This window comes from Entomomonas sp. E7T21 (genome assembly GCF_058693955.1).
In genome coordinates this window covers 539,467-552,650 of the sequence record NZ_CP191672.1, presented here as the reverse complement: position 1 = coordinate 552,650, position 13,184 = coordinate 539,467, and the positions used below count along the sequence as shown (strand labels likewise).

Below are 13,184 nucleotides of genomic sequence, written 5' to 3'. Positions count from 1 at the left end.
TCTAACTATAATAAACCATTACTTCTTAACTGCTCTACGATACCCCCTACCATTTGCTGATAGCCCTGTGCATTAGGATGGATATTGTCTAGTCTTAATTTTTCATCCCTTAAAACATTAGAAAAAACAGAATCAATTAATATGATATTTTCTTCTTTAGCTAACTCTTTATAAATTGATGAATCTGAAGGCAACCCAATCATCGCTATAGGAGATAATGCAGGAACAGCTATTAATACAGGAATAGCATTTTCTGCCTTAACAGTATTAATAATAGATCTGATATCCTCTTTTACTGCTTGCTCTTTACGTCGCTTTAAAAAATCATTACCACCTATTTCAATCAATACCAATTTTGGTTGGTATTGTTTTAATACCGATGAAATTCTATTTTTTGCCTGATCTGCACGTTCACCAGAAACACCAGCATTAATAATATTCCAACCTGTAATCACTGCTAATCGAGTGGGGTAATTTTGTTCTTTAGAAACACCATAGCCATAAGTAACACTATCACCAAATGCAACTACAGTGGTACCTGAGCTAATAGCGTCATACTGAACTTCTGATTTACCACAAGCACCTAGCATAATTACTAAAAGAATTATTATGCTATGTTTTACTAAGTTCATTGATATTTATATTCTCTTAAGGTTGATAACGTTTATCTGCAACTAATTCTTTTAAAATCTGTTCATTATAGCCTTTAATAAGTTTGCCATTTGCTTCTATCAAAGGAACTCCACGACCACCTAACTTTTTATGCCTCTCATATGCCATAGCATCTTTTTCAATATCATATTCTTTATAACGAACACCGCTTTGTATAAGTATATTTCTTGCTTTTTTGCAGTAGCCACACCATGCCGTGGAATAAAGGTGAATAGTATCTTGCGCATTATTTTGACCAACATTTTCACCCCCTGTAAAGAAATTATTTATATCTTCATTTGTCAGGCGCACGGGTTCTTCTTGAGGCTTTTTATTTTCCAAAATAAAATAGCCTGCTACTAATACTATTATCACAATAATAATATATTTCAAAATAACTCCCTTATCTATTTAACGTAACACCTCTTATTTATCATCATAACTGATAATAAATCAAAATCATTTTTTTTATAAATACTTTATTTGTAGGCTAAGTATTATCTTCATAATTGTTAGAGAAACAAAAATACTTTTAATCATAGTATTGTAAAGTTGTATTTAGGATATTTTATTTAGCGCATAAATGAGCCGCTATAATCCTATACTAGGACAATTATCTTATTTAATTTTTATGGTTTTTATATTTTCAAATAAGTAACAGGCCGAACGACCTGTTACTTAACAGAGATTACATAGCAGCTTTGAAGATTCCTTCAACTTCTGCTTGATTACCTTGACGAGGATTAGTAATTGCACAAGCATCTTTTAATGCATTAGCAGCTAATGTAGGAATATCTTCTGCTTTGGCATTAAGTGCTGTTAAGTTAGCAGGAATACCTACATCTTTTGCTAATTTTTTAATTTCAGCAACACAAGCTTTAGCCCCTTGCTCATCAGTCATATCTTTAACATCAACACCCATAGCAGCCGCAACGTCTTTTAAACGTGGTGCGCATGAAGGTAAGTTATACTCTTGAACATGAGGTAATAATACTGCATTACAAACTCCATGAGGCAAGTCATAGAAGCCACCTAATTGGTGAGCCATCGCATGTACATAACCTAAAGAAGCATTATTGAACGCCATACCTGCTAAGAATTGCGCATAAGCCATGTTTTCACGGGCTACTGCATTAGTACCTTCTTTAACAGCAGTACGTAAGTTTTCTGCAATTAAGGTAACTGCTTTCAACGCACAAGCATCTGTAATTGGGTTAGCCGCAATGGAAACATAAGCTTCAACAGCATGTGTTAACGCATCCATACCTGTTGCAGCTGTTAAAGCTGGTGGTTTACCGTGCATTAATTGGGGATCATTCACTGATAAAATAGGTGTTGTATTACGATCAACAATGGCCATTTTTATATGACGCTCTTCATCTGTAATAATACAGAAACGAGTCATTTCGCTGGCTGTACCAGCTGTCGTATTAATTGCTACAAGTGGTAATTGTGGTTTAGCAGAACGATCTAGACCTTCATAATCACTAATATGACCACCATTGGTAGCGCATAGCGCAATGCCCTTTGCACAATCATGAGGAGAACCACCACCCAAAGAGATTACGAAATCACAGTTATTTGCTTTTAATAAATCCAAACCTTCTTGTACATTTTTAGTGGTAGGGTTTGGCTTAGTGCCAGCATAAACGGCTGCTTTAATATTTTCTTTATCTAATAAGTCTGTTAATTGTTTGACAACTCCTGATTTATTTAAAAAATCATCTGTCACTATTAATGCTTGTTTGAAACCATAACCTTTCAGTAATCCAACTGCATCCGCTAACGCACCATCACCCATAACATTTACAGCAGGAATAAAAAATGTAGTACTCATAATAGCCTCTCACGCTAAACCACTTAAAAAAGCAGTCTATGATTAAAAGTTAATCGTGGTTTTTACCACTAAATATACGTCAACATACTACTTATTATTTATTGATATATATTTATAATTATAGCATAGAGGGTGCTTAATTTTGTGATCTAAAATTGGCATATGTCAAATAATCATCTAATGAAGTTAACAACTCCATTTCTCTTTACTCGTAAAGCAAATGGTTAGCCATCTTTGTTGAGCGGGAATAGATAACTGTGAAGCAATTTGCTCTCTAATATTATCTAAAGCGATAACGCCTTGTTCTTTCGCAAAACTTTCAGATGTTATTAGATGAATTTCTATAGAATATAAACGACCTGTTTTTACCACATAACTCTCATAATTCACTAATCCATGTTGTTTAACAATTTCGCTAACAAGTTGATTGACTTCATTATCCAATTCTTTTGAGGCAACTAAGAAAATTTCTTGTAATGACTGCTTTAATATCTTTAGAGGTACAGGAATAAAGAAAACAGTTAAAACAAGCAAAGCTACTGAGTCAATATAAGGTGACCAATATTCGTATTGGGTTCCTTGAATTAATAAGCCAATAATAAATGCAACTAATAAGGCTGAAGTAATTAAACTGGACATCAACCAACTATTAACATCTATTTGTAACAAATCCGATTTTAATTGCTTATTAACTCTTTTCTCATAAAAATACATACCAAAACAAACACTACAAACTAACACGGCATATATCGTAGCGAAACTAAAAGTTAAGCTCTGACCACCATCAATAATATTTAATATGGCATTAAGTTGTGCATATAAACACAGCAACAGAATAATCGAACCATTCACAGTTGCTACAATTGGTTCAAAGTGCCAGAAACCAAACTGAAAACGACTGGTTGATTCCTTTGCCATTAACTTAATAACAAGCACTGATAAAATTGACATGGCTGTATCAATGGTAGAGAAGATACCATCAAACAAAATGGACTGTGAACCTGATAATAAACCAAACAGTATACCAATAGCAGCAATAACTAAGGTTACACTGATTGATAATTTAAAAATTTTAACTTCTTTTGTGGTACTCACTATCTATCCCCATCAATAAAAAATAACTGGGCTGTCATACCATATAGTAGATTATTAGAATAAAAATGGATATTTAGACTTCTTTCTAGTGAACTACTCTAAACTAAGAGTAGCCCACTGTTCAGAATTAGTTGGAAGCTAATGCTTGTTTTTGAATGGCAAAAATTTGTTCAATACCTTGTTTAGCTAACACTAACATGCTATTTAGCTCTTCTGGCTGGAATGGCTCGCCCTCAGCCGTACCTTGTACCTCAATAAAGCCTCCAGCATCCGTCATTACTACATTAAGATCAGTTTCTGCGCTAGAGTCTTCTAAATAATCTAAATCTAAAACAGCATGACCTTGATAAATACCTACTGAAACAGCAGCAATAAAATGCTTAAATGGGTCTGCCTTTAGTTGTCCCCGCTGCTTCATCACTTCTAATGCATCTACTAAAGCCACCGATGCACCAGTAATAGAAGCAGTACGTGTACCACCATCTGCTTGGATAACATCACAATCTATATGCAAGGTATATTCACCTAACTTTGTTAAATCAAGCGCTGCTCTCAAAGAGCGTCCAATTAATCGTTGAATTTCTTGTGTACGACCGCTTTGCTTACCTTTTGCAGACTCTCGTTGCATACGTTCCCCTGTTGAACGGGGCAACATACCGTATTCAGCTGTTAACCAACCTTGCCCTGCTCCTTTTAAAAATCTAGGAACATTTGCTTCAACAGAAACTGTACAAATAACTTTAGTATCACCGAACTCGACTAATACAGAACCTTCTGCATGTTTAGTATAGTTTCTAGTAATGTTGATAGAACGTAATTGGGCTGCCTCGCGTCCACTGGGTCGTTTCATAGTCTTTCCTAATTCTCTAAACTTAAATTAAACTAATATTGTATATCATACTCTGAAATCATTACTTCTTGTGTGTCATTCCAATTTGTGTAGGTAAAAAATAAAAAATAAACGCAGAAAATACCGTAAATAACCCTACACCCAAAAATGTCCCCTGAAACGCAGGCAATACTTCTATACTACTCACAGCAGGCTGACCACCATTAAAATAAGCCAATAATATTGCAGAAATAGCCACCCCAAAACTGATTGATAATTGCACGACAACTGCTAACAATGCATTACCACTACTAGCCAAATCATCATCTAACTGAAACAAAGCCACTGTATTCATGGCAGTAAATTGTAAAGAATTTATTGCTCCTGTCGCTCCTAGCATAACTAACAATAGTAGAAACGGCATTTCTTTATCAACCCATGAGAAACTACAAATTAATAAACCTAGCAATAGAGTATTAACGGTTAATACCCAACGATATCCAAAGAAATTAATGATATAACGCACTAATGATTTAGTTAAAATGGCACACAATGCAGTAGGTATCATCATCATACCTGCCTCTGCAGGGGAATAACCTAAAGCAAGTTGTAATAATAAAGGAATTAAAAAGGGTAAAGAACCATTACCTAAACGAGCAAACAGGTTCCCCATAATACCAATAGAAAAACTACGAATCTTAAACAAACTAGGAGGGAAAAGTGGAAATTCAAATTTAAAGGCATGCCACCAGTATCCTAGAAAACAACTAAATCCCAGCACAAATAAAAGCGTTACAAAAGTAGCAGGTAAATGAAGTTCAGATAATCCCTCAAGGGCAAAGCTAATCATTACCATAGCAGTGCCAAATAGCATAAATCCTATAAAATCAAATTTAGTTCGTATTGCACCACGTAAGTCTGGCATAAATTTACAAGCGACAAAACAACCTAGTATCCCCATAGGGACATTAATTAAGAAAATCCAATGCCATGAAAAGTACTCAACTAACCACCCTCCAACAGTTGGCCCTAATAATGGACCTAGTAGACCTGGAATAGTTACAAAGCTCATAACTTTAACAAACTCGCTGCGTGGATAAACTTTTAAGATGACTAAACGCCCTACAGGCATCATTAAAGCACCACCTAACCCCTGAACAACACGGCCTGTAACCAACACAGGTAGAGACCAAGCAACCGCACAAAATATAGACCCTAAAGTAAATAATGCCACAGCAAAGAAAAATACTTTTTTAGTACCAAATCGATCTGAAATCCAACCACAAACAGGTATTACCAATGCTACAGTAAGCATATAGGCAATAATAGCGCTTTGCATTTGTAATGGATTAACCTTTAAATCAGCAGCCATTGATGGCAAAGCAATATTTAAGATGGTTGCATCCAAACTTTGCATGAAAAATGCAATAGCAACAATCCATGGCAAAAGTTTTTTTACTTGTGCAGAAATATCTAATGGCATTACAGGCATAATAATTAACTATTCAGTTGCGTTAAATGATTGAGAGATAGTTTAGGCATATCTACCCATTTACTAAACAAAATACTTTATAATCTAAAACTAATTTATTAGGTAAGAAAGTATTTATGATAATTCCCCACCATTTACTTGATCCAGAAATACTGAAGAACCTTATTGAAGACTTTGTTAGCCGTGATGGAACGGATAATGGTGATGAAACACCATTAGCCACCCGTGTTGAACGAGTCAATCATGCACTTGAAAAACAACAGGCTTATATTGTTTTTGATCAACAAACTGAAGCCTGCTCATTAATGTTAAAACAAGATATCCCTAAGGAGTGGCTTGCTGATCTGTAACATTCTCTTCTTCAATAATTTTGTCTTCTACAATTAGATCATCACTCGCTGATGACTCTACTTCACAGGGTGTTAACCATGACGCCAAACTACCCTCTAAAATACTAGCCTCTGCTTGCTCTATTGCCACCAAAGCCGCTCGTATTCTCTCAAACCAACATTTATCTAATGATTCCGGTAATTGATCAACTCTAGGCAAAGGCCAAGGACTATGAATAATTAGGCGTTGAATAGGGTACTGATTAATATCTCGCGAAAGCACCCAAGCAGCGCCATTATTAACCTCATACACTAATTTTTCTTTCTTAAAAAATGCTAATAACTTTGCCCACTCATCTTCTGGTAAAGACCAACCTGCGGCTTGTACATCACGGTGATTAATAGCTCTTCCTTTTAACTGACCATCATAAAGTACTTTAAGAACCACTAAAGCAACCACTAACTCTGGAACATCTCGTTGACGCATATAATGACGCAAACCTAAACAGCAACACAGTTCACAACCAATCAACACGATAATCCAAGAAACATAAATCCACAATAAAAATAAAGGGAAAGCAGCAAAAGCGCCATAAATTAATTGGTAACTAGGAAAGGTCTTTACATAGAGTCCAAATAACCCTCGAGCAGCCTCGAATAATGTTGCAGCTACTACCGCACTAATTAAGGCATGCCTAATAGGCACACGTGTATTTGGAATAGCTGCATAAAACAAAGTAAAGCCGCCAGTCGTTGCAATAAAAGGTGCAAACCTTAATATATCAGCAATCCAAGGATTAGCATCGGTATTAGAAAAAAATGACAGAGACATAATATAAGTACTGGCAGCAAAACTAGCACCAATTAATAAAGGGCCCAAACTTAATAACGCCCAATATAATAAAAAACGAGCCAAGCCATGCCGTGCTTTTTGTACACGCCAAATTGTATTAAATGCTGATTCAATGGTCACTAACATCATAAAGGTAGTTACTATCAAAAAGATAATACCTATCCATGTTAAGTTTCTAGCCTGTGAAATAAATCCATTGATATATTCAAAAATCTTATCGCCAGCAGAAGGCAAGAAATTATTAACAATATATTCTTGTATTTTTATCTCAATTCCCTGAAAAGCAGGAATACCAGAAATCATTACGAATACAACAGTCATAATTGGTACAACAGCAAAAAGTGTTGTATAAGTTAATGACCCAGCATTTTGGGTTCCCCTATCTTCAAAAAATCGCACCACTAAAAAGCGGATAAATTCGTAAAAATCAACCACATGTTTCCGCATAAACAACCTTTATCTTGGCAAATTATTAAGATAAGTTGTAACATCTTCTCAAACAACTTAACAAATACACACGTTAAAATACATTAAATCACTACATAATTAAGGCATTTACTAATGACTGAATATATTTTCTATCACAATCCTCGTTGCTCAAAATCGCGACAAGCACTCACATTGCTTGAAGAACAATCAATTACACCTACTATCATTCACTACTTAGAAACACCACCTGACAAAAACACACTTAAAGAAATATTGTCCAAGTTAGGTATTTCTGCTCGCCAATTACTACGTACAGGCGAAGATGAATATAAAGAATTAGGTTTAGCTAACGACTCGTTAACAGAAGCTAATTTAATTGATGCTATGGTAAAGCATCCCAAGTTAATAGAACGTCCTATTTTAGTAGTAGATAACAAAGCCGTAATTGGTCGCCCACCCGAAAATGTTTTAGAGCTAATTAAGTAATCTTACCAATTTAATACTTGTTTAACAAAAGGAATTGTTAACTTGTGACGTGCTTCTAAAGAAGCTTTATCTAATTTATCTAACAACAGAAACAAATTCGCTAAGTTACGTTCTTCACGGGCTAAAATAAAACGTCCTACTTCATCAGATAATGTGATACCTCTTGCTGACGCCCTTAGCTGTAAAGCTTTTAATTTGTCTTCATCAGAAAGTGTATGTAATTGAAAAACCAGCGCCAATGTCAATCTTGATTGTAAATCAGCCAACTCAAGTTTAAGTTCCCTTGGCGATCTATCTGCAGCAATTAACAAATATTTACCGCTATCACGTAATCGATTAAATAGATGAAATAAAGCCTCTTGCCAAACTTTATTGTCAATTATTACTTGCAGATCATCCAAACAAACTAAATCATATTGTTCTAAATTTTCTAGAATTTCTGGTGTATAACAAACTAACTCAGTTAATGGTAGATAGATGGCATTACGCCCTGCTAGTTGGAACTGTAAACAAGCTGCTTGTAATAAATGGCTACAACCAACGCCTTTACTACCCCATAAATAAATTAAGCTCTCCACCCAGCCTGCATCAGGGTCACATAAACGCTCAACATAATTTAAAGCAGCGGCATTACTCCCTGCATAATAATTACTAAAGGTAACATCATCTGCCAAATGAATGCTCAATGCTAATTGCGTTGGTTTATTCATTTACAAATCTCTTTCCTGTACTAGTCGCACATTATCTGCTTGCATCGTATAAACCGCATCTGCTAAATCATTAGTTACTTGTTCAATATGCAATTTCCCAATAACCCAAATAGGTTCATAAATATCATTAATCTGGATTCCTTGAGGGTAATCAATTAACACTATTTGGTTAGGAGGCGGTGGTGGCACATGAATACAAGCCCCTGGATAAGGTACTATAAATAACTGTGTTACTAGGCCTTGTTGATTATTTGCAATCGGCACAGGATAACCACCCAGCTTAATTTGTTTACCTTCTAAACTAGCTACTGTATTTTTAGAATACATAACTGCAGGTAAATTATCCCTTTGCTTTAAACCACCTTTAGCTTCAAAGACTCCTGGCGCTTCTTCTGTATCATGGCTTATCAAATCAGGCATATTTTCTAATGCTTGCTGATCTTGTTTTGGCATTAATTCTAACCAGTCAGTTTCTGCTGGTTCAGCATAAACATGAGTAACTATAATAGATAAACTTATTATCAGTAATTTTAAAAATTTAATCACTTAACGCCTCATGTTTATAAAGATAAATCCTTCTCTAACTCCATTGCTTCCTTATATAAGGACATAATTTTACCCAACTTTCCTGCATTTTTATTATTTAATAAAATAATATTTTTTGAGCAAGCTCCCCAAAAAAGAGCCTCATCTTTTTTATAAAAAGCTAAATAGAGTTGTTCTTTTTTAAAAAACACATTATCAAACCAGACTGGCATGGGTTTAATAATCATTTTATTTAACTCAGGCACTATTCCTTTATAAACCTGCTCAACAACAAACTCTGCTTGTAACCCTTTATCTATAACCGACTCAACCTTTACCACAAAAACAGCATCTGCTTTATTAAAATACTCTGCTAATGTTGGAGGAGCGACACAAGACAATGCAAAACTAACAGATGAAACCAACATTAGTAATATGGCTAGAAGTAAACGATAATAACCACTAACCATCTTAAATTACCCTTGAATTAATGTTTCAACTTGACTAACAATCTGTTTTAAATCATTTATATTATTACAGTTAATAGTAGCATGCCCTACTTTACGACCTGCTTTAAATACTTTGCTATAATCATGTAAATGACAGTTCTCAATACTTAATACCTGTTCTTTAGCAGGGATACTACCAATAAAATTCAACATAGCGCTTTCACCGCGCTTTTTAGTAGAACCTAAAGGTAACCCTGCAATAGCTCTTAAATGATTCTCAAATTGACTAGCAACGGAACCTTCTATAGTCCAATGCCCAGAATTATGTACGCGTGGTGCAATTTCATTGGCTTTTAAACCATCTTCTACTTCAAAAAACTCAAATGCCAAAACACCTACATAATTTAATTTTTCTAACACTTTAGCTACATAACTTTCTGCTAGAGCTTGCATAGGATGCTGCTCGCTAGCAATAGAAAGGTGCAAAATGCCTTGGTTATGTTGATTATGCACAAGAGGATAAAAACGTATCGCTTTATCTTGTCCACGTACAGCAATTAAAGAAACTTCACCTGAAAAGTTGACAAATCCCTCAAGAATACAAGGTACATTACCTAATTCGGCAAATGCATTAGTAACATCAGCTTGTTGTTTTAATACTTTTTGACCTTTGCCATCGTAACCAAGGGTGCGTGTTTTCAATACTGCTGGCAAACCTATCTCTAACACTGCTTGCTCTAAATCCATTTGTGACTCAATATTAGCAAACTCTGGTGTAGGAATATCCAAAGATTTAAATAAGCTTTTTTCGAACCAACGATCTCGAGCAATGCGTAATGATTCTGCATTGGGGTATACAGGTACAAAATCACTTAAAAAGGCTACAGTTTCAGCAGGTACACTTTCAAACTCAAAAGTAACTACATCTACCTCTTCTGCCAGTTGTCGTAATGCTTGTTTATCATCATAATCCGCACAGATATGTTGCCCTAGTGAAGCTGCACAAGCATCCTTGGCTGGGTCTAAAAAACTAAACTTCATCCCTAAAGAAGTCCCAGCTTGTGCTAACATTTGGCCTAACTGACCACCACCAATTACCCCAACTTTCATTGATCGCCTCTACTCTACTCTTGGATCAGAATTAGCTAATACTGTTTCTGTTTGTTTTTGTCGATAAGCTTTTAACGCTATGTGATATTCTGGATATTTATTACCTAATATGCTCGCGGCTAATAAGCCAGCATTTACTGCGCCAGCCTTGCCAATGGCTAAAGTAGCCACAGGGATACCTGCTGGCATTTGTACAATCGATAATAATGAATCAACACCAGATAACATAGCTGATTGCACAGGCACCCCCAATACAGGTAGATGTGTTTTTGCTGCACACATACCCGGTAAATGTGCTGCACCACCAGCGCCTGCAATAATAACTTGTAAGCCTCGTTGCTCTGCTTGCTCTGCATATTCAAACAAAAGGTCTGGTGTACGGTGTGCAGATATCACCTTCACTTCATGAGGAATTTTTAATTCTTCTAAAATGGTTACTGTGTGGCACAAGGTAGCCCAATCTGATTTAGACCCCATAATAACGCCAACCAATGCACTCATCTACCTTACCTCTCGGTCAATAAAAACAATAAACCACGCTCATAATGCGTGGTTTTATTAAAACAGAATAATAACTTTTTAAGAATGGTTTAACAACCAATGAGAAGTAGATAATGAAAATACCCCCCATCTTGTTTTATTTAACTCTTGTTTAGTTTTTTCCATTAACTGCTCATCATTACCAGTAATTATTGGTTTCCAGTCATCTAGAATAATATTTAACTGAGCAACTAAAGGTTCAATATATAGCTGGTTTAATACACTATTTAATTGCTGCAAATGCTCTAACCATGAAACCAGTTTAGTTTTTGAAGGTTGCCATATATAACTCTCTAACAATCTCTGTGACATTGCTAAGTAATATTGTATGTTTTCGTATGGATTATTGGAAACTATCTGTTTAGCTACCCCAAGTTGATAATTATCTGAGTTTATTAATCGATAACCTCGCTCAGCTTTACTTGTGTCACTCGGAATTAATGGAAATAATTTTGCTAATTCAATTGCAAAATCTAACATAACTGAAGTACTACCATTTCTTAGCTCTAATTCAAGCTCATTGATTGGCTCCTGCTTTTGATTAGCTTTAACCAATCCCTCATCAATAGCCACTTCTATTTCAGCCTGATCTTTTTCTTTTTGCCAAGTAAATAGTGCGTAGTTTCTTGTAAAATCTGTTGAAAAAATAGGGGTTAATTTTAATTTATCTAACTGAGCTAAACTTTTAGGCCAATGTTCATTGTCCAATAACGATATATCTAATTGAGGTGTATTAATTAACCAATCAAACTCATCGCGCTCAGAAAAGCCTCCTATACTATGCCCTTTCGCTTTAAGCGTTTGGATATACTGATCTCCATCCTTACGAACTCTTAGTGCCACTTTAGCGTCTGTTAAAGCATGATCTGCTGTATCAATATATTGATTAAATAATTCTTTTTGTTGCCATCTAGGTTTGCTAAATTGACTAAATATTGGATGCTGATAAATTTGCTCCAATGTTTGCTTATTAGCATAAAGTTTTATTTCTATTTCTTTTAAACTATTTTGATTGGACATAAACACTCATTTTTAAAAAATAAACAGGTATTAAGATAACTAATGACAACCGTGATATTAAATTACTAGAAGTCTACAATGCTAGATCAATAGTAAAATTTACTATATCATTAAAACCTTCCTACAAAAAATGCAACTTTTTATTAATTTAACTAACTAATACCTATGTACTTTATTCTTTTTTACGATAATAATAGGCACACATTATAAGACGGTTAGGAATACTTATGAACAAGTCAGAGTTAATTGAAAAAATCGCAACAAAAAACAACTCATTACCATTAAAAACGGTAGAGTCTGCTGTTAAAATATTATTAGAACAACTTTCTGATTCCTTAGAGCAAGGACAAAGAATTGAAGTACGCGGTTTTGGTAGTTTTGCACTACATTATCGCAAACCTCGTCAAGGACGTAATCCCAAAACAGGTGAAATAGTATCCCTAACTGGTAAGTTTGTACCTCACTTCAAACCAGGTAAAGAATTAAGAGACAGAGTAAACCTATAGTTTTAATAAAGGAAGGGTCATGCGTCGATTTCAGCAAGTACTTTTATTTCTTATGCTGTTAGTAATAGCATTATTTGTATTAGTTTTTATTTTAGAAAATGAAACACAAGTTGCTATTAGCTTTATGAGCTACATGACTCCTACTATGCCTCTTGCTGTATTATTAGTTGCTGCGTTTTTATCAGGTTTAATTTTAGCGCTACTCATCAGTTACTTAGTGTTACTTAAATTCAAAATAAAATTAGCATCAGCTAATAAACAGCTAACAGCCTGTAAAAAAGAATTAGCCTCCCAAAATACAACTGCTTTACAAGTTAAATAGT

At 34.9% G+C, this 13,184-nt stretch carries 17 protein-coding genes; 4 read left to right on the top strand and 13 right to left on the bottom strand.

Features of this window, described 5'->3' with window-relative positions; genetic code table 11:
* Positions 1–5: 5 nt before the first annotated feature.
* The 6 genes from ACQVD9_RS02760 to mdtD all read right to left on the bottom strand — a co-directional run bounded on the left by ACQVD9_RS02760 (position 6) and on the right by mdtD (position 5,904).
* Positions 6–632 (bottom strand): GDSL-type esterase/lipase family protein, encoded by a 627-nt coding sequence (locus tag ACQVD9_RS02760; RefSeq protein WP_264747354.1) that lies wholly within the window; start codon positions 630–632, stop codon positions 6–8.
* A 16-nt stretch (positions 633–648) separates the two neighbouring features.
* Positions 649–1,044 (bottom strand): glutaredoxin domain-containing protein, encoded by a 396-nt coding sequence (locus ACQVD9_RS02755; protein ID WP_264747353.1) that lies wholly within the window; start codon positions 1,042–1,044, stop codon positions 649–651.
* Between the two features lie 295 nt (positions 1,045–1,339).
* Complete coding sequence (gene yiaY, locus ACQVD9_RS02750; RefSeq protein WP_264747352.1) at positions 1,340–2,488, bottom strand: L-threonine dehydrogenase; 1,149 nt, start codon at positions 2,486–2,488, stop codon at positions 1,340–1,342.
* A gap of 186 nt (positions 2,489–2,674) precedes the next feature.
* Positions 2,675–3,583 carry a cation diffusion facilitator family transporter gene (locus ACQVD9_RS02745; RefSeq protein ID WP_264747351.1) on the bottom strand — a complete coding sequence of 303 codons (909 nt, stop codon included), beginning with the start codon at positions 3,581–3,583 and terminating at the stop codon, positions 2,675–2,677.
* 127 nt (positions 3,584–3,710) lie between these two features.
* Positions 3,711–4,433, bottom strand: coding sequence for a ribonuclease PH (gene rph / locus ACQVD9_RS02740; RefSeq protein ID WP_264747350.1), 723 nt, complete (start codon positions 4,431–4,433; stop codon positions 3,711–3,713).
* Positions 4,434–4,494: 61 nt separating this feature from the next.
* The gene (mdtD, locus tag ACQVD9_RS02735) at positions 4,495–5,904 is read right to left on the bottom strand and encodes a multidrug transporter subunit MdtD (protein WP_264747349.1); all 1,410 of its coding nucleotides are present in this window, start codon (positions 5,902–5,904) and stop codon (positions 4,495–4,497) included.
* A gap of 116 nt (positions 5,905–6,020) precedes the next feature.
* Here mdtD and ACQVD9_RS02730 point away from each other — a divergent pair, with 116 nt between their 5' ends.
* Positions 6,021–6,254, top strand: coding sequence for a YheU family protein (locus ACQVD9_RS02730; RefSeq protein ID WP_264747348.1), 234 nt, complete (start codon positions 6,021–6,023; stop codon positions 6,252–6,254).
* Here ACQVD9_RS02730 and ACQVD9_RS02725 read toward each other — a convergent pair.
* On the bottom strand, positions 6,229–7,533 hold the full coding sequence (locus tag ACQVD9_RS02725; protein WP_264747347.1) for a YihY family inner membrane protein: 1,305 nt from the start codon (positions 7,531–7,533) through the stop codon (positions 6,229–6,231). The genes ACQVD9_RS02730 and ACQVD9_RS02725 overlap by 26 nt on opposite strands.
* Before the next feature lie 114 nt (positions 7,534–7,647).
* Here ACQVD9_RS02725 and arsC point away from each other — a divergent pair, with 114 nt between their 5' ends.
* Complete coding sequence (gene arsC / locus ACQVD9_RS02720; RefSeq protein WP_264747346.1) at positions 7,648–8,001, top strand: arsenate reductase (glutaredoxin); 354 nt, start codon at positions 7,648–7,650, stop codon at positions 7,999–8,001.
* 2 nt (positions 8,002–8,003) lie between these two features.
* On the opposite strand, the gene hda is transcribed toward arsC, so the two are convergent.
* The 6 genes from hda to ACQVD9_RS02690 form a co-directional block, all read right to left on the bottom strand.
* Complete coding sequence (gene hda / locus ACQVD9_RS02715) at positions 8,004–8,711, bottom strand: DnaA regulatory inactivator Hda (protein ID WP_264747345.1); 708 nt, start codon at positions 8,709–8,711, stop codon at positions 8,004–8,006.
* Complete coding sequence (locus ACQVD9_RS02710) at positions 8,712–9,257, bottom strand: DUF3299 domain-containing protein (protein WP_413774177.1); 546 nt, start codon at positions 9,255–9,257, stop codon at positions 8,712–8,714.
* Between the two features lie 14 nt (positions 9,258–9,271).
* Positions 9,272–9,706: a hypothetical protein gene (locus ACQVD9_RS02705; RefSeq protein WP_264747344.1), complete on the bottom strand. Its 435-nt coding sequence runs from the start codon at positions 9,704–9,706 to the stop codon at positions 9,272–9,274.
* A 6-nt stretch (positions 9,707–9,712) separates the two neighbouring features.
* The gene (locus tag ACQVD9_RS02700) at positions 9,713–10,795 is read right to left on the bottom strand and encodes a 5-(carboxyamino)imidazole ribonucleotide synthase (protein WP_264747343.1); all 1,083 of its coding nucleotides are present in this window, start codon (positions 10,793–10,795) and stop codon (positions 9,713–9,715) included.
* A 9-nt stretch (positions 10,796–10,804) separates the two neighbouring features.
* Positions 10,805–11,296: a 5-(carboxyamino)imidazole ribonucleotide mutase gene (gene purE / locus ACQVD9_RS02695; RefSeq protein WP_264747342.1), complete on the bottom strand. Its 492-nt coding sequence runs from the start codon at positions 11,294–11,296 to the stop codon at positions 10,805–10,807.
* 78 nt (positions 11,297–11,374) lie between these two features.
* A complete protein-coding gene (locus ACQVD9_RS02690; protein WP_264747341.1) occupies positions 11,375–12,355 on the bottom strand; it encodes a CYTH domain-containing protein in 981 nt (326 codons plus the stop codon).
* 227 nt (positions 12,356–12,582) lie between these two features.
* Here ACQVD9_RS02690 and ihfB point away from each other — a divergent pair, with 227 nt between their 5' ends.
* Both ihfB and ACQVD9_RS02680 read left to right on the top strand, forming a co-directional pair.
* On the top strand, positions 12,583–12,861 hold the full coding sequence (ihfB, locus tag ACQVD9_RS02685; protein ID WP_264747340.1) for an integration host factor subunit beta: 279 nt from the start codon (positions 12,583–12,585) through the stop codon (positions 12,859–12,861).
* Between the two features lie 19 nt (positions 12,862–12,880).
* Positions 12,881–13,183, top strand: a complete 303-nt coding sequence (locus ACQVD9_RS02680; protein ID WP_264747339.1) for a LapA family protein — start codon at positions 12,881–12,883, stop codon at positions 13,181–13,183.
* The last annotated feature ends 1 nt before the right edge of the window (position 13,184 follow it).

What these genes read in the sequence shown, in the direction of transcription:
- yiaY (WP_264747352.1), bottom strand. Translation starts at nt 2,488, where the DNA reads ATGAGTACTACATTTTTTATTCCTGCTGTAAATGTTATGGGTGATGGT.
- ACQVD9_RS02680 (WP_264747339.1), top strand. Translation starts at nt 12,881, where the DNA reads ATGCGTCGATTTCAGCAAGTACTTTTATTTCTTATGCTGTTAGTAATA.
- ACQVD9_RS02705 (WP_264747344.1), bottom strand. Translation starts at nt 9,706, where the DNA reads ATGGTTAGTGGTTATTATCGTTTACTTCTAGCCATATTACTAATGTTG.
- ACQVD9_RS02690 (WP_264747341.1), bottom strand. Translation starts at nt 12,355, where the DNA reads ATGTCCAATCAAAATAGTTTAAAAGAAATAGAAATAAAACTTTATGCT.
- ACQVD9_RS02760 (WP_264747354.1), bottom strand. Translation starts at nt 632, where the DNA reads ATGAACTTAGTAAAACATAGCATAATAATTCTTTTAGTAATTATGCTA.
- mdtD (WP_264747349.1), bottom strand. Translation starts at nt 5,904, where the DNA reads ATGCCTGTAATGCCATTAGATATTTCTGCACAAGTAAAAAAACTTTTG.
- arsC (WP_264747346.1), top strand. Translation starts at nt 7,648, where the DNA reads ATGACTGAATATATTTTCTATCACAATCCTCGTTGCTCAAAATCGCGA.
- hda (WP_264747345.1), bottom strand. Translation starts at nt 8,711, where the DNA reads ATGAATAAACCAACGCAATTAGCATTGAGCATTCATTTGGCAGATGAT.
- ACQVD9_RS02725 (WP_264747347.1), bottom strand. Translation starts at nt 7,533, where the DNA reads ATGCGGAAACATGTGGTTGATTTTTACGAATTTATCCGCTTTTTAGTG.
- ACQVD9_RS02700 (WP_264747343.1), bottom strand. Translation starts at nt 10,795, where the DNA reads ATGAAAGTTGGGGTAATTGGTGGTGGTCAGTTAGGCCAAATGTTAGCA.
- rph (WP_264747350.1), bottom strand. Translation starts at nt 4,433, where the DNA reads ATGAAACGACCCAGTGGACGCGAGGCAGCCCAATTACGTTCTATCAAC.
- ihfB (WP_264747340.1), top strand. Translation starts at nt 12,583, where the DNA reads ATGAACAAGTCAGAGTTAATTGAAAAAATCGCAACAAAAAACAACTCA.
- purE (WP_264747342.1), bottom strand. Translation starts at nt 11,296, where the DNA reads ATGAGTGCATTGGTTGGCGTTATTATGGGGTCTAAATCAGATTGGGCT.
- ACQVD9_RS02730 (WP_264747348.1), top strand. Translation starts at nt 6,021, where the DNA reads ATGATAATTCCCCACCATTTACTTGATCCAGAAATACTGAAGAACCTT.